This window comes from Paenibacillus sp. R-74696 (genome assembly GCF_055814915.1).
In genome coordinates this window covers 20,675-36,259 of sequence record NZ_JBPULM010000027.1, presented here as the reverse complement: position 1 = coordinate 36,259, position 15,585 = coordinate 20,675, and the positions used below count along the sequence as shown (strand labels likewise).

Sequence of the window (15,585 nt, the reverse complement as noted above, 5' to 3'; positions counted from 1 at the left end):
GGTGTTATGTCGCTGCATTCTGCCCAAGCTTCTCAAGCTGGGCCGCAATTAGGCGCTCCCACCTGCTGCTCCATCTCGCTTCATCGAAGGCGAGCGCGGTTTGACGTGCGGCAGCAGCCATTTCGCCCCGAAGAGAGGCGTCTCCAAGCAAGTCGCATATCGCTTCGTAAAGCGGCACCCAGCGAGGCGGCACGAGGCGCCCGTTCAAACCATCGATGACGATGTCATTGAGCCCGCCGATATCCGTGGAGACGACGGGTACGCCGCAGCTCATCGCTTCAAGGCACGAGAGGGAGGTTCCCTCGGAATAAAGCGTAGGAATGACGGCAATATCTGCCGCATGATAGGCATCTTGCACGGTATCAAAGCTGTAGGTCCGCACGAGGATCCGCTCCTTATGCGGCTGGGTCTCTATCCAGAGCTGAAAAGCGGCAGCGACAGGAGTATGGTCCAGCAGCTCCCCCGCGAACTCCACGGTCACATTTGCAAAACGGTCCAGCAGCTTGTCTGTTACGAGCATCATCGCTACAACACCGCGCTCATAGCTCAGCCTCCTTGGATAGAGCACGCGCAGCGGCTTAGGGGCCGTCACTTCTTTTTCATAGGTCTGACCCGCAGCTTCTTTAGATGACAGGCGATTTACCGATTTCTCGTTTTTTGGCCGAAACCGGCTAGTGTCCACCGGATTTGGCAGCAAGGCGATTTTGGAGGAATCGTCAAACTCGCAGGTGGCGCGGCAATAGGTTTGAAAATGCGAGTCGACCGACACGATCAGGTCGAGCTGGCGGATGGCGCTGCCGATTATGGCGGCGATGTTCGCTTTCGTTTTCAGCTCCATGCGGCTGTAATCCCAGTTGATGCCATGGCAGATGCCGATGCTGCCAGGACGGTAGGCAATGGGCTGCCAAATGCAGCTGGCATATATAATGAGACCCTCGGCGGCATCCGCCATACGCTCGAAGGCGGCAGCCAATGCGTCCACCTCATACGTCCAGCCGCGGACCGGACTCCCTTCATAGCTAGTGGAGAATTCTCCATAATAAGAGAGCTGGTAGACGAGCGGGCGCAGCCCCATCCTTGCAATGGTGCGGCACAGCAGCCCTACATAACGCTCGAGCCCGCCACCGAAGGGCCGGGTATACTGCTGCTGATAGGCATTCAAATAGCTATGGGTCAAAATCGTAACGTCAGCCCGTGCTTCCCCATTGCCCATCCTTCTACTCCCCCTTCGGTATCATTCGCTCCGCCCAGCGAACAAGCCGGGGGTTCGGATCAAGAATCGAGGCATAGTGGGCGAGGCTGCCCCATTGGCCCTCCGGGTCAAGCTGCATGTACCGCTCATATTTTTGAAGGCGCTGCGCCGCACTTCCCGCCCATCCGAAATGCTTAATGCGCAGCTCCGTCAGCGCACCGGGAAGCGCGCTGCATGTGAGTGGGAGACGCGGCACATGATGGGCCCATTGCGGATAGGCATAATGATAGCCGGGCAAGTAGCGAGTGAGCGTCACCGTCGGACGCTGATGCAGATTCCACCAGGCATCCTCTCGGTAATGCGTCACAGACCCCCAGAAATCATACATGCGAAAAGCTACCCAGTCATACGCTCCCTGATTGATCAAGCTTCGCATTTCAGTCTTGGCGGCATCCTCATAAAATTCGTCCGCATCAACCGCCAGCAGCCAGTCGGGTTCGGTTTCCTCGGCTGCCCGCCACAGCATTTGGCGCAGCCGCCATTCACAGCCGAACAGCCGCTCCTCATTTTCCACCAGCCTCACAACTTTGCGGCAGGCTTTGCAAATATCGACGGTTGCATCGGTGCTTGCATCGTCCACAATGACGATTTCATCGACGAAGCTGGACAGGTCGGCAAGCAGCGATTCCAAATAGCGGCCTTCCTCATTGCGTACTTGCATAATAGCGGTGAGCTTATTGCCTGTCGTTTTGCGAGGGATGCGAAATGGCTTTAAGCCACTCATGGTTGAACCTCCCTATCGCGATGGTGCGCCTGCTCCATTACGATATGATCGAGCTTGGCAAGCTCGATGATGTTGCCAAGCGCTTCGATGTTAGTCTCCGCCGCGATAAGGCAGCAATGGATGGCTTCATGGCGCTTGCCCTGGAGCAGCAGCACCGTGCCGGTCATCAGCTGAAACTGCTCGCGTTCCGCTATGCTTCCCAGCGGCTCTTTAGACAGCAGCAGGTAGGCGCTTTCCAGCCTGCCGCTTTGCAGGTAAAGCTCAGCAAGCAGCTTGCGGGCTTCCGGATCGGCTTGCAGTGGCTCAAGCCTTGCAATCGCCGATCGATAATCATCGTTGAGCTGGTACAGCAGCGCCTCTGCTAGGAGGTGCTTGCCGCCGTCCATCCACCGGAGCAGCCGCTCGCCCTGCAGCTGCTCTTCATCAGAAAGCGCTGTGTGCAGATAGGTGTGCACCGCTTCATCTATCAATCCCAGCTCCAGCTGCATGGCGGAACGAAATCGATAAATATGCTGCAGCGCCTGCTCGCGCCCATCCAGCACGGCTTGCTCAAAGGCGGCGAGCAGTTCGCCTTGCGCTCGCAGACTTTCGCCAGTCAAGTAGCGATACACCGCATGGAAAAAAAGCTGGTCCGTCAGTCTTCGCCTATAACCGGCTGGAATGCCAGCTTGATCATCTTCCTCCCTCGCCGCCGCTTGCCTACTTTGTTGCTGCATCGCAGCGTCTAGCTCACCTTCAGCTCGATTGTTCTGCTCCAGCGCCGCCGTATCTTTCTGCTCCCTTGCTTCAGCAAGCCGGCCCGCGGCCCGTGTTTTGTCGGCTTGCTCCTCATGCCAAATGGCGCGGTAGCGCTGCTGCAGCCGTATGAGCATCTGTGATTCATAGCCGTCGATATGCCATTCAATCGCTTGTCTCGCCAGCAGATCGGACGTTTCATCGGTGCCATCAAGCAGGAAAATATCGCCGCGGCAAAAGGCCTGCTCCAAATAAAAGGCTTCGGTGGCAGCAACGACGAGCGTCGCCCGCGCGCACAGCCAGCTGCGATAGGAGCGCCATCGCTCTGCTTCCTGCGGCTCTGAATCGGGAAGATAGGCGATCAGGCTGCGCGATGCCAGCGGTGCTGCAATATGTGTCCAGCAAGGATGGAGCACAAGCGCGCAGGTGCGGTCCCAATCCAGCTCAGGTAGACGAGCGAGCGATAGGGGAACGATAGACGCGGCGCTTGCCCAGTCCGGGAGCGCGTCCTCGGCGATCATATAGATTTGACGCTGCTCTCCGAGCTTAGCCAGCCAGTCGCGCTCCGCCGCCGGGAACGCTCCAAAGCGGCTGTAGGGAAAAATAACGATCGGCTTCCCAGTCATGATGTCTTCACCATCCGTTCAGGTTGCAAGGGCTACTGGCAGCACGCGCCATGCCGCGAGCAAATACGTTATTGATAGAACCTATGAAAACAAAGGTTGATCACATGCCATCTATTTTATTAACCATGCGGATGATCTTATAATTTTGCGGGATTTTGTGTATTATAGAAAGATATCTATTTTCGTGGGAAAGGTTGGTCACAATGGAAAACAACGTGGACACAAAGCTGTCATCCTCTAACTTTATAAAAAATATTGTGAGCGAAGATTTGAAGACCGGCCATGTCCAGGAAATCGTGACGCGCTTTCCGCCGGAGCCGAATGGCTATTTGCATATTGGGCATGCCAAGTCGATTTGCCTGAATTTTGAGCTGGCTGACGATTTCAAAGGCAGAACGAATCTGCGTTTTGACGATACGAACCCGGTCAAGGAAGATACCGAATACGTCGATTCGATTCAGGAGGACGTAAAGTGGCTGGGCTTTGATTGGGACGAGCTGCGTTTTGCCTCGGACTATTTCGAAGAGCTCTACAATCGAGCAGTGCTGCTCATTAATAAAGGCAAAGCATATATATGCGACCTGTCCGCTGAGCAAATTCGCGAGACCCGTGGCACGCTGACACAGCCTGGGCAAAACAGCCCTTACCGTGAGCGCAGTGCAGAAGAGAATATCGATCTGTTTGCCCGTATGCGCGCAGGAGAATTTCCTGACGGCTCGAAGGTACTGAGAGCGAAGATCGATATGGCTTCGCCGAATATCAACCTGCGTGATCCGGTGCTTTATCGTATCGCCCATGCCCATCATCACCGGACTGGCGATGCTTGGTGCATTTACCCGATGTATGACTACGCGCATCCGATCAGCGACGCGATTGAAGGCATTACGCATTCTATCTGTACGCTGGAGTTCGCCGACCATCGTCCGCTCTATGACTGGGCAATTGCCGAATGCGAGATGCCGGCAGTGCCTCGTCAATACGAGTTTGCCCGCCTGAACGTCACGAATACCGTGATGAGCAAAAGAAAGCTGAAGCAGCTTGTCGACGAGAAAGTGGTAGACGGCTGGGATGATCCGCGGATGCCGACGATCAGCGGTCTGCGCCGCAAAGGCTTTACGGCAGAAGCCATTCGTGCCTTCTGCCGCGAGATCGGGGTTGCCAAGGCTAACAGTACCGTGGATGAGCGGATGCTGGAGCATTTTATCCGTGAGGACTTGAAGCTTAAGGCGCTTCGGACGATGGCGGTATTGCGACCGCTCAAGGTCGTTATTACGAACTATCCGGAAGGCCAAACCGAGCTGCTCGATGCAGAAAATAACGCCGAGAACGAAGACATGGGCATTCGCCAAATTCCGTTCGGTCGCGAGATTTATATCGAGCAGGACGATTTTATGGAAAATCCGCCGAATAAATATTTCCGCCTGTTCCCTGGCAATGAGGTGCGTCTGAAGCATGCGTATTTCATTACTTGCCAAGAGGTTGTGAAAAATGAAGCGGGCGATGTTATAGAGCTTCGCTGCACATACGATCCAGCAACGAAAAGCGGCTCGGGCTTCAACGCCCGCAAGGTGAAGGGCACGATTCACTGGGTGGAGGCGTCACAGGCAGTTCCGGCAGACTTCCGTTTGTTCGAGCCTCTTATTACAAATGAAGCAGAAGAGGAAGGCAAGCCGTTCCTTGAATGCATCAACCCGAATAACCTTGAGGTGCTTCAAGGCTTCGTGGAGCCGAATATGAAGGATGCCGAAGGACAAGCGAAGTTCCAATTTTTCCGTCACGGCTATTTCAATGTAGATCCGAAGGATACGACGCCGGAGAAGCTGGCTTTCAACCGTATCGTTTCGCTGAAAAGCTCTTTCGATCCAGCGAAAGCATAAGTACCGCATCAGCTTAATAGCAAAAGCCGTGAACGTCTGCCTGTCAGGCAATCTTCACGGCTTTTTTTACTGGCAAGAAAAAGAAGCATAAGGCAGGGCCAGGCCTGAGCTATGCTTCTTTGCCCGCAATTCAGGCGGCTAATCCCTAAAGCAGGTTAGCAGCTTGGCTGCGGGGGTTCTGCGCTTTGCTTTCGGTGTTTTGTCAAAATAGCCGAGATGCAGCGTGCCGGCGATTCTCTCATCCGCCTTAACGCCAATAGCACGATGAAATCGGGGATCCCAGTTGTAGTCATGCGTCTTCCATACGACACCAATCTGCCGTTCCCATGCCAGCAATTGTACATTTTGAATGAGAGCGGAAGCAGCCATCAGCGCTTCCTCCCACTCTCTTTGCCGGGGATGGGCTTTGACGACGACAATTAGATGGGCTTGTATAAGAGAGCAGTATTGCGTCTCGATCCAAGTGCCCCATTTTTCAAGCATCTCCTTGGGTTGGGTTAACCTTACAGCATCCGCAAACTTGCTCCGGCCGTCTCCCGTAAATAGAATAAAACGCCAAGGCTCTTTGGAGGAATGAAACGGTGCCCACACCGCGTCCTCCAGCAATTGCTGAATCGCTGCTTCTGTCAGCGGCTCGCCGTTAAAATCGCGGATCGTTCTTCTGCCTGTAATCGTAGAGCGAACGCCGAGAGCCTTATGCTCCATCTTCATTTTCTCCATTGGTGAGGCTGCTTACAATAAACGGAAGCATCGCTTCTAGTGTCGTTGGATCATTAAATGCAGCAGACCCTTTTTCCATGTAGAAAACACGATTCGCTTGAACGGCCGGCAGCCCTTTCCATATTTCCGTTTCATACGTCGGGCTTGTGTCACTGCTCTCGCTTGTATCTGGCGTAGTGAAGATGTAGTCTCCCGCGAAGTCGGCGACCCTCTCAAGCGAAATTTCCTTGGAGCCAAGCTTGACATCGAAGTCAGCAGGTACCTTGAGCCCAAACTCGTCGTACAAAATTTCGGTTCCGCGTCCAAAGCCTTCGCCGTAAATATATACGCCTTTATTGTGAGGGCTTAGCACCGATACGGTTTTATCGCCAACTGCCTGCAGCACTCGCGGCTTAGCCTCGGCGATTTTGGCTTCCCAGCCAGCAACCCACTGCTTGGCCGCATCCTCGCGGTTCGTCAGCTTGCCGAATTCGATTAATTGCTCTTTATAATTTTTCTCTCCATAGTTTACGGTAACAACCGGAGCAATCTTCTTAATCTCATCCAGGTTTTCCGTATTAGCCAGCGCTACGATAAGATCCGGATTCAAGGAGATAATTTTTTCGATCGAGAAAGCGCCCCATGCTCCGATATCTTCCATTCCGTCAATTTTGCCTTCGTATAGCGGGTTCTCCATCGTCATGCTCGGCGCCCCGACCGGATTAATGCCAAGCACCATAAAGTAGCCGACATAAGCGTGGGTGAGGACTACAATTCGTTGGGGATTGCGGGGAACCTCGACTTCGCCGTCTGCTCCCGTGTAATTCATAGTAGTCGCTTCCGATTGCACAACATTGCCCGCAGTATTGCCAGACGTCGCTACAGCATTGTTTGCTGCACCAGTGCTGCCTGCTGCCCGATTTCCTGCTGCCGTTCCTGAGCACGCGCTCAATAGCAGCGTGAGACATACCAGTAATGTCAACGCCGCTGAGTTTCTTTTGTTCCTAACCAATTGAAAATCCCCTCTGCTCTCGTATTGATAACCATTATCACTTCGAGCTTTAATATAACGTTTGAGCTTGGCTGGAACAATGGACGATCTTAGCATCAGGAATGGATTATGTTGTTTGATGTTATTGCGCTCCGCCGACTCACGCTCACGATACTTAAGCGGCGATAAACCGGACTGTTTTTTGAATATTCTACTGAAATAATAGACATCGGAATAACCGATAGCCGTAGCGATGTCCTGCAAGCTCGCATCCGTGTGGTTGAGCAGGTGGCGAGCTTTGCCCACTCTTAAACGAATCATATATTCAATAGGACTGCAGGAAGCGCGCTGCTTGAATATGCGAGAGAGATGGCTGGGACTGCAATCCAGCATAGACGCCAGCTTGTCAAGTGTAAGGGGTTCCGCGTAATGCTCATGGATATACCGCAAAGCCTGTTCGGCTGGATCGGCCGGAATGATTTTTACCGCCTGCTCGCGAAGCTGCCGTGTAAGCTCATATATAAGCTGATAGAATAAGGTTTTGGCATGAAGCTTCTCCACATTCCCCAGCGAGTTCCAAGCATGCAAGAGAAGCTCAAGCTTGACGAACAGCGACAATGGATAGGAGGGAATACAGCCGTATTGTACCTGAAAAGGGTAGGCTGGCGAATGGATAGGGTGTTTGTGCGGGTCGCCGGGCAAAGGAACATTGGCTTTATACAGAACAAGATAGTAGTCAAACTGCTCTGCTGCGAGGCGAATATCCAGCAGCATCCCTTTGCCGCCATGCAGCGCAAACATGCCGTTTACCTCATATTCCGTATAATCAAGTGCGATGTGCGCCGCACCGCGCACGGCAAAGAGGAAGCCGTTTGCTGGAAGCTGATAGACTGGCGGCGTATCGCTTCCCCGCAACGACACGAACCTGACATCCATCAGCTTCACCGACGCCTGTGTCCATAAATGAGCATGCTCATTCCATTCCATCTTGCTCCCCCATTCATCGTCTGTTCCACATGTTTCATTCATTTTACTGATAATCATTATCATAATCAATAAGCGTCGTTTTTTAAAATCAGATTTTAGATGGTAGAAGCTTATTTAATACGAGCAGGCAGGGGGCTTTTGGGGAGCTTCTTCCGGCTGTTGGGTTGACAAATTTAGGGGATACTTTATATGATATTGTAAATTCACGACAACATCCATGCATCGGCCTGGGCTGAGCTTAGCTGTTGCTGGAATTTTTATTGTGGTTTTAATTATTTTCAGCCAAAACAAAGACAGGAGCGAAATGAATGAAGAAACTGGAGATAAAAGGAATAGGGACGATAAGTGCTTTGAAAGCGGTCACTTATATTACCATTATCCCTGCCGCACTTTTATTTTTAATAGGATTAGCGATGCTGCTGATCGGAATAGCGGTAGGCGAGCCTGGCTTATGGGGCATTGGGTTAGCCTATACTATTATGCCGGTCTTTATCATTGGAATGTACGGCGTTATCAGCATGGTTATTGCACTTCTGTATGGTGTGCTTGCCAAGAAGTTTGGTGGACTGGAGCTTATTGTGGAAGAAAAGAATGAGCTTGTATTCAATGGACCTTCAGGGAACGGTTACCAGCAAGGGGCTCCTGCTCCTATCAATCCTCCAGGCAGCCCTTATGATGCAGAGAACCAAATTCAGCTGACCAAAACGTCACCGCCGCCATTGCCCAACCAATTCCGAAATACAAATCAGGATTAGAATAATAATAAATAATAACAGCGGCAGTCTATAGTTTTAAGGTGATGCGTGGTTGTCACAGTGGATAAAATCCTTCTTCATTTCGAGAAGGATTTTATTTTGCCTATCGTGTTGTTGAGCTATGCTTCCTAATTCAGCGAGTGGATGAAAGAGGGGTTTTTATAATGGATCGAGCAGTAGTGAGAGAGTCGCAGAGAGTCGCTGTTGAGGCAGCAAGGGAAGCGGGGGAATTGCTGAAGAAGCTTTTTGACAAGCTGGATACCCGTACCTATAAGCAAAAGGACAAGCATGGGGACTTGGTGACGGAAGCCGACCACAGGGCGGAAGAGATTATTTTGGGCAAAATTAAGCAGAGCTTCCCTGACCATCACATCATATCGGAGGAAGCAGGAGACAACCACCTTTCAAGCGACTGGCTATGGCTCGTTGATCCGCTGGATGGGACGAACAATTTTGCCGTCGGAATGCCCCTATTTGCCGTTTCCATTACGCTCATGTATCAGCGGGAGGCTGTGATGGCGGTTATTTATGAGCCGATGACGGATCGCTTGTATGAGGCGGTGGCAAACGGCGGTTTTCGCTGCAATGGCAGAATCATTAGATTAGGTGAGCCGCGTGCTTTCAATAGAGCGACAGTTGGCTGGATTCAAGGGCATAAAGTGCAGCAAGAGCCGCGGGCGGCGAGGCTGCGCCAGCATCTTGATGCGAGCACCAAGCGAATGATGCGGTTGTGGGCGCCTACCTTGCAATGGACGATGCTGGCAAAGAGCGATTTGGATGCGATTATTTTGTACAACTCGGAGGGCGAGGACCTTTATTCGGGAATGCTCATGGTGCGCGAGGCGGGCGGCAGCATTACCGACTTTGAGGGCAGGCCTTTCACGGGCATGAGCAGCGAGCCCTATTTGATTGCCTGCCATCCGCAGCAGTTGCCTTTTTTTCGCGGTCTTGTACATAATGGCCTTGTTGGGAAGTAAGCGACAAAGTTTAATATTCTGCTAGAACAAGCTGGCAGCTGCAGGAGGTTTATGAAATGAATCCATCTATTCAAGCAGGATTAATAGGGCTTTGCATCGGGGATGCGTTAGGGGTTCCCGTGGAGTTTCGCAATCGGAAGGCGTTATTGAAGGAGCCGCTAATGGATATGATCGGTTACGGCTCGCATCAGCAGCCGCCGGGTACTTGGTCGGATGATGCGTCCTTGACCTTATGTCTGGTGGAGAGCCTGGCTCATTGCAAAGGCGTTGATGTGCATGATGTGGCGCGGCGTTTCGTGGAATGGAAGCGGGGCGAGCGCTGGACGCCGCATGGCGAGGTATTCGATATAGGCATAGCGACGAGCGAGGCGATTGCCCGGCTTGCGAGTGGGGTAGAGCCTGAGCTGGCAGGCGGCAGTGGCGAATACAGCAATGGCAATGGCTCATTGATGCGTATTTTGCCAATGGCCTACTGGCTGCTAGATGCTAGCATAGAGGAGCGATCAGCTGCGGTTGGCAGGGTGTCGTCGTTAACCCACAGGCATCCTTTATCGATTATGGCCTGTGTTTATTACACGGAGTATGCCGTACAACTGTTGAAGGGCCATAGCCCACAGGAGAGTTATGCTGCAACGAATCGGGCGTTTCAGCTATTTTATGCAGGGGATAGTCATCTGGAGCGTTTTGAACGCCTGCTTAATGGGCAGCTGGCAAGTCTGAACGAGGACAGCATTGCTTCGTCGGGCTATGTCATGCATACACTCGAAGCAAGCATCTGGAGCCTGCTTACGACGGGCAGCTATGCGGAAGCCGTGCTTCGCGCTATTAATCTAGGGGAAGACACGGACACGACAGGCGCGGTAACAGGCGGTCTTGCAGGCATCTATTACGGCCTATCATCTGTTCCCTCGCATTGGCTGGAAAAGCTTGTACGGGCGGACGAACTATTCCAGCTATGCGACAGCTTTAACGAAGGGCTTGCAGAGCAGAAGCGATAGAGCCATCTAGCGTTAGGGGCCGCGGCTTTGCCTATTAATGGCTGGTTGCTCTAGCAAAACGATTGCGCGGCAGCGGCAAGTTGAAATGCTCCCGCAGCGTAGCGCCTTCATAGTCGGTGCGGAAAAGGCCGCGCTGCTGCAAAATAGGAACGACCCGGTCGACAAACAGCTCGAGCCCATCCGGCAGCAGCGGAGCCATCAGCATAAAGCCATCAGCCGCCTGCTCGGCGAACCATTCCTCCAAGGTGTCGGCGATTTTCTCGGCGGTGCCGACGAGATGGTCGCCGCTGAACGAGCCTGTGAGAAAGGAATACACCTCACGCAGTGTGGGATTTTCCCGGGCGATGACCGGCTGATGCTTGAGGTAGTCCGTTTTGTGCAGCTTAATGCGGTCGAGCCCGACTTCAACAGCACGTGATTCCAGCGTGCAGCCGGAGAAGTCGATTCCCTGAAAATAATCCGCCAGAAAGCCGATGCCCTGCTCCTCTGTAATCAACGCCTCCAGCTGCTTGAGCTTCGCCCGCGCTTCCTCCTCGGTATCACCAATAATCGGCGAAATGCCTTGCAAAATATAAATATCCGCAGGTTTGCGTCCCCATTTAGCTGCTTTCCCTTTAAACGACTGGTAGAATGCCTGCGCTTCTTCCTTGCTGTGCTTGATCGAGAAAATGACTTCCGCCGTTCGCGAGGCGAAGTCCTGTCCGGCTTCAGAATTTCCGGCCTGTACAAGCACAGGATGCCCCTGCTGCGAGCGGCCAATATTTAGTGGTCCTTCCACCGAGAAAAACTCGCCCTGATGCTGGAGCCGGTGCAGCTTCTCCTTGTGGAAAAACTGCCCCGATTCCTTGTCGCGGACGAAGGCATCGTCCTCCCAAGAATCCCATAAGCCTTGCACGACTTCAAGAAATTCCTCCGCCCGCCTGTAGCGCAGACTATGCTCGAAATGCTCATCTCTGCCAAAGTTACGCGCTGTATTCCCAGACAAATCCCGTGTAGTGACCATGTTCCAGCCAACCCTGCCTTTGCTTATCTGATCGGCAGACAGGAGCAGCCGGGCCAGATTGAAAGGCTCAATATATGAGGTTGATGCGGTGGCGACTACACCGATGTGCGTCGTGGCGCACGCTAAAGCGGTAATCAGGGTAATTGGCTCAAACCGGTTTACAATATTCGGGTGGGATTGCTCATTAATTGCCAAACTGTCCGCGATAAAAGCGATATCGAATTTTCCGCGTTCAGCGGTTTGGGCGAGCTTCCGGTAATAGTCGATATCGATGCTGGCATCCGGCTGGGCACCCGGATGGCGCCAGCCCGCCACATGCATGCCTGTGCCGACCAAATAGGCGGATAATTTTATTTGCCTGTGCTTCCGCGCGGCTTGTTGGGACATGTCAAGCTCCTCCTTGATAGATGGATTTAATTTTAAAGTGAACAGGGTGGAATAGTTTGCTTTAATTTATCACCTTCATTTTCTAGCGTCAATCCCGATTATTGCCAAAAAAAGAAGTTGACACCGTCGGGCAATTGCTTTAAATTTATAAAACAAATAGGAATAGTTGGTTTTGGGTGATAAGCCCTATAACTAGTTGACCAGAACACTGGAAACTAAACTCTCCACCGAGCGGATTAAACGGTGCTGAAGTTTGGTTTTTTTTATTTAAATATAGGAAAGTATATGATTTCGCCATACTTTCTCTATATTTCTCGGACTGAAACGCGCCGCGCCGCCAAAGGATGGCTTTCGGCCGATTCACCTTGAATTCTAAGAATATATAAGTTTCATCCTTATATCCGCTTAGAATTTTCCGACAAAGCTCTTCGCTCGTCCCGGAAGGACGACGAAGTCGTTTTTGCTTATCAGGGAGGAGAGGAGTTTTTCAGCATGATCGTCATAAAGGATTTGCACAAAACCTACACAAGCGGAAGCAGCACGATTACCGCCTTGGACAACATTAACCTGACGATTGATAAGGGGGATATTTTCGGCATTATCGGCTTTAGCGGGGCAGGCAAGTCTTCGTTGATCCGCTGTCTGAACCGGCTCGAAGAGCCTGATTCGGGTTCGATCGAAATCGGTGGAAAGGTGCTGACGGATCTGTCTGGCAAGGAGCTGCGGCTGGCTAGGCGCAAGATTGGGATGATTTTTCAACAGTTTAATTTGCTGGATTCACAAAATGTGTTTCAAAATGTCGCTTTTCCCCTTCAAATAGCCGGTTATCCGAAGCCGTTCATTCGGGAGCGCGTGCGGGAGATGCTGGAGCTGGTTGGACTGTCCGACAAGGAGCATATGTATCCGTCCCAGCTCAGTGGCGGGCAGAAGCAGCGGGTGGGCATCGCCCGGGCACTTGTGAATGAGCCGGATGTGCTGCTCAGCGATGAGGCGACCTCAGCGCTTGATCCGCAGACGACCTACTCCATTCTGGAGCTGCTCCAGGATATTAACCGCAAGCTGAAGCTGACGATCGTCTTAATTACGCATGAGCTGGATGTGCTCCAGCATATTTGCCGCCATATGGCGGTCATCGAGCAGGGCTCTATTGTGGAAACAGGGACGGTTGACAAGCTGTTTATGAATCCCGTCAGCTATACTGCCCGCCGATTCGTCAGTATTATCGACTATTACCGTGACAAACGGTCGATTATGGAGGGGCTGGGAGCAGGAATATGAGAGATGATCTGTTCGAGCTGTTAGGGGAGGGACTGCTGGAGACGCTGTATATGGTCGCTTGGTCTTCGGTATTTGCTTTGATCATTGGTATTTTGCTAGGCATTACACTCGTCGTCAGCGAGAAAGGGGGTATTCTGGAGGCGCCAATCATCAATAAAATCATGGGGACGGCGATTAATGGCGTGCGCTCGCTGCCTTTTATTATTTTAATCGTGCTGCTGCTGCCGTTGTCCCGGCTCATTGTCGGCACCTCGCTTGGCCCGACAGCAGCTATCGTCGCATTATCGATCGGAGCTTCGCCCTTCCTGGGCCGTATTATTGAAAACTCCTTGAAGGAGGTAAGCGCGGGTAAAATTGAGGCGGCCAAAGCGATGGGAGCTACGCCGCTAACGATTATATTCCGCGTGCTGATTCCCGAAGCGCTTCCGGCGCTTGTTCGGGGCGTGACCATCGCTGTCATCGCCATTACGGAATTTACAGCGGTGGCAGGAGCGATTGGCGCAGGGGGACTTGGCAGCCTGGCTATCCGCTTCGGCTACCAGCGGTTTCGCGAGGATATTTTAATTGCGACCGTTATTGTCATTATTTTGCTGGTGCAAATCATTCAACTGTCAGGCGATAGCTTGGCTAAAGCGATTTTAAAAAAACGTCATCTGGGGTAGCCTTAGCTCCCCTCAAACCTAAATAGAGAAAGCAGGAGAGTAACCATGAAAACGATGAAAACAACGAAATGGACCTTTATATCCGCCCTTATTCTTATGTTCAGCCTTATCGTCTCAGGCTGCGGCACCGCAGCAAATAATGCCCCGGCAAGCTCGCCGGAAGCAAGTGCCTCCGCAAGCCCTGCCGAGTCGACCCAGTCGCCGGAAGCTTCCGCTTCAGCAGCCCCGCAGGAGGCAGTCACGCTTAAAGTAGGGGCTGCGCCAGTGCCGCATGCCGAAATTTTGGAGATTGTTAAGCCGCTGCTTAAGGAGCAGGGCGTGAATTTGGAAATCGTTGTGCTCGATGATGAAGGCCAGCTCAATCCGGCACTGTTTGAGAAGCAGATCGATGCGAACTACTTCCAGCACATTCCGTATCTGGACTCGATTAAAGGGGAGAAGGGGTATGATTTTGCAGTAACCGCGAAGGTTCACGTTGAGCCAATTGGCTTTTATTCCGAGAAGCTGAAATCGAAGGATGACATTGCGGATGGCGCCACCATTGCGATTCCAAATAACCCATCGAATGAATACAGAGCACTGGTGCTGCTTGAGCAGCAAGGGTTGATCAAGTTGAAGGAAGGCTTGGAAAATACGTACGAGGCAACGCCGAAGGACATTGTAGAAAACCCTAAAAATCTCAAGTTTGAGGAAGTGGATTCGGCTACCCTGCCAAGGGTATTGCCCGATGTAGATGGTGCTATTATTAATACGAACCTGGTTTTGGAGGCGGGCATTGATCCGAATACTGCGCTGTTCCGGGAGGATGCAGAATCGCCCTACGCCAACATTATCGTTGTTCGCAGCGGCGATGAGAGCCGCGACGAAATTAAGAAGCTGGATGCGGTGCTCGTATCGCCCGAGGTGAAAAAATTCATTCAGGACAAATACGGCGTGGCGGTTGTGCCAGCTTTTTAAAGCGGCCAATCGACAAGCCAAGCTTGGCCAAACCAAGAAAAGTATGTTCCGTACCGCTACCTGCGGGAAAGAGCATGCTTTTTTTATATTATGAAAAAGTTCACAAAGCTTTCACTTATGTGGAGCTATCCGCTCTCTATATAATTACAACGGTAAACAGAAAGGATGATGGAAATTGCCAGCTACTAAAAAAGAAGGTTTTTATTTTGGTTTGATGATGTGCTTGGGGATGGTCATATTCATGACCTTTTATAATCTCTATACAAATGGCTTGTTTGGAACAGTGACTGTAGCAGAAATACTTTTTCAATTGGTTGTATGCTTTATCGTGGCTGCCTCGCTCGAAATCGTTATTGTCGGCCCAATAGCTAAGAAGATAGCTTTCGCTCTCCCGTATGACAAATCTAAAAAGATATTTGCCGTTGTGTCACTATCTTTTTTCATGGTGATTGGAATGGTTCTCTGCATGTCGCTATATGGCTTGGGGACGGCTTACTATTTCAACAGCCTCAATGGGAGCTCCTTACTTGAGAGTTACTATTCCTTAGTGATTAAAAATTTTGTGTTTGCTCTGCCCTTACAGCTCCTGATTGTAGGACCGCTTGTGCGGTATTTATTTACTAAATTCGTAAAAGGTAAAATTTCTTCGGTAGCCTTAAGCTGAATTAAAGGCTACA

14 protein-coding genes are annotated in these 15,585 nt (G+C 51.7%); 8 read left to right on the top strand and 6 right to left on the bottom strand.

From position 1 onward, the window contains the following. Positions 1-4: 4 nt before the first annotated feature. Genes ACSR9A_RS10555 through ACSR9A_RS10545 form a run of 3 tightly spaced genes read right to left on the bottom strand, consistent with a single transcriptional unit; the run spans position 5 to position 3,337 of the window. A complete protein-coding gene (locus ACSR9A_RS10555; RefSeq protein ID WP_473757152.1) occupies positions 5-1,213 on the bottom strand; it encodes a glycosyltransferase family 4 protein in 1,209 nt (402 codons plus the stop codon). A 4-nt stretch (positions 1,214-1,217) separates the two neighbouring features. Continuing rightward, entirely contained in the window at positions 1,218-1,976 is a 759-nt protein-coding gene (locus ACSR9A_RS10550; RefSeq protein ID WP_473757150.1) for a glycosyltransferase, read from the bottom strand. Beyond that, complete coding sequence (locus ACSR9A_RS10545; RefSeq protein ID WP_473757148.1) at positions 1,973-3,337, bottom strand: hypothetical protein; 1,365 nt, start codon at positions 3,335-3,337, stop codon at positions 1,973-1,975. The genes ACSR9A_RS10550 and ACSR9A_RS10545 overlap by 4 nt, the downstream gene beginning before the upstream one ends. A gap of 203 nt (positions 3,338-3,540) precedes the next feature. Here ACSR9A_RS10545 and ACSR9A_RS10540 point away from each other — a divergent pair, with 203 nt between their 5' ends. After that, the gene (locus tag ACSR9A_RS10540; protein WP_473757146.1) at positions 3,541-5,214 is read left to right on the top strand and encodes a glutamine--tRNA ligase/YqeY domain fusion protein; all 1,674 of its coding nucleotides are present in this window, start codon (positions 3,541-3,543) and stop codon (positions 5,212-5,214) included. 138 nt (positions 5,215-5,352) lie between these two features. On the opposite strand, the gene ACSR9A_RS10535 is transcribed toward ACSR9A_RS10540, so the two are convergent. Both ACSR9A_RS10535 and ACSR9A_RS10530 read right to left on the bottom strand, forming a co-directional pair. Further along, positions 5,353-5,919, bottom strand: coding sequence for a nitroreductase family protein (locus ACSR9A_RS10535; protein WP_473757144.1), 567 nt, complete (start codon positions 5,917-5,919; stop codon positions 5,353-5,355). Continuing rightward, positions 5,909-7,891 carry an AraC family transcriptional regulator gene (locus ACSR9A_RS10530; protein WP_473757142.1) on the bottom strand — a complete coding sequence of 661 codons (1,983 nt, stop codon included), beginning with the start codon at positions 7,889-7,891 and terminating at the stop codon, positions 5,909-5,911. Before ACSR9A_RS10530 ends, ACSR9A_RS10535 begins: the two co-directional genes overlap by 11 nt. Positions 7,892-8,199: 308 nt before the next feature. Between ACSR9A_RS10530 and ACSR9A_RS10525 the strand changes: the two genes are divergently transcribed. The 3 genes from ACSR9A_RS10525 to ACSR9A_RS10515 all read left to right on the top strand — a co-directional run bounded on the left by ACSR9A_RS10525 (position 8,200) and on the right by ACSR9A_RS10515 (position 10,621). Beyond that, positions 8,200-8,646, top strand: coding sequence for a hypothetical protein (locus tag ACSR9A_RS10525; protein ID WP_473757140.1), 447 nt, complete (start codon positions 8,200-8,202; stop codon positions 8,644-8,646). Positions 8,647-8,810: 164 nt separating this feature from the next. Next, complete coding sequence (locus tag ACSR9A_RS10520; RefSeq protein ID WP_473757138.1) at positions 8,811-9,623, top strand: inositol monophosphatase family protein; 813 nt, start codon at positions 8,811-8,813, stop codon at positions 9,621-9,623. Between the two features lie 56 nt (positions 9,624-9,679). Continuing rightward, positions 9,680-10,621, top strand: a complete 942-nt coding sequence (locus tag ACSR9A_RS10515) for an ADP-ribosylglycohydrolase family protein (RefSeq protein WP_473757134.1) — start codon at positions 9,680-9,682, stop codon at positions 10,619-10,621. Between the two features lie 34 nt (positions 10,622-10,655). On the opposite strand, the gene ACSR9A_RS10510 is transcribed toward ACSR9A_RS10515, so the two are convergent. Next, positions 10,656-12,011 (bottom strand): LLM class flavin-dependent oxidoreductase, encoded by a 1,356-nt coding sequence (locus ACSR9A_RS10510; protein WP_473757132.1) that lies wholly within the window; start codon positions 12,009-12,011, stop codon positions 10,656-10,658. A 492-nt stretch (positions 12,012-12,503) separates the two neighbouring features. Here ACSR9A_RS10510 and ACSR9A_RS10505 point away from each other — a divergent pair, with 492 nt between their 5' ends. The 4 genes from ACSR9A_RS10505 (at position 12,504) to ACSR9A_RS10490 (ending at position 15,572) form a co-directional block, all read left to right on the top strand. Continuing rightward, a complete protein-coding gene (locus tag ACSR9A_RS10505; protein ID WP_473757130.1) occupies positions 12,504-13,289 on the top strand; it encodes a methionine ABC transporter ATP-binding protein in 786 nt (261 codons plus the stop codon). Continuing rightward, positions 13,286-13,951 (top strand): methionine ABC transporter permease, encoded by a 666-nt coding sequence (locus ACSR9A_RS10500; RefSeq protein ID WP_473757129.1) that lies wholly within the window; start codon positions 13,286-13,288, stop codon positions 13,949-13,951. Before ACSR9A_RS10505 ends, ACSR9A_RS10500 begins: the two co-directional genes overlap by 4 nt. 54 nt (positions 13,952-14,005) lie before the next feature. Further along, positions 14,006-14,908 carry a MetQ/NlpA family ABC transporter substrate-binding protein gene (locus ACSR9A_RS10495; protein ID WP_473757286.1) on the top strand — a complete coding sequence of 301 codons (903 nt, stop codon included), beginning with the start codon at positions 14,006-14,008 and terminating at the stop codon, positions 14,906-14,908. Positions 14,909-15,083: 175 nt separating this feature from the next. Continuing rightward, a complete protein-coding gene (locus ACSR9A_RS10490) occupies positions 15,084-15,572 on the top strand; it encodes a DUF2798 domain-containing protein (protein ID WP_473757127.1) in 489 nt (162 codons plus the stop codon). Positions 15,573-15,585: the final 13 nt, after the last annotated feature.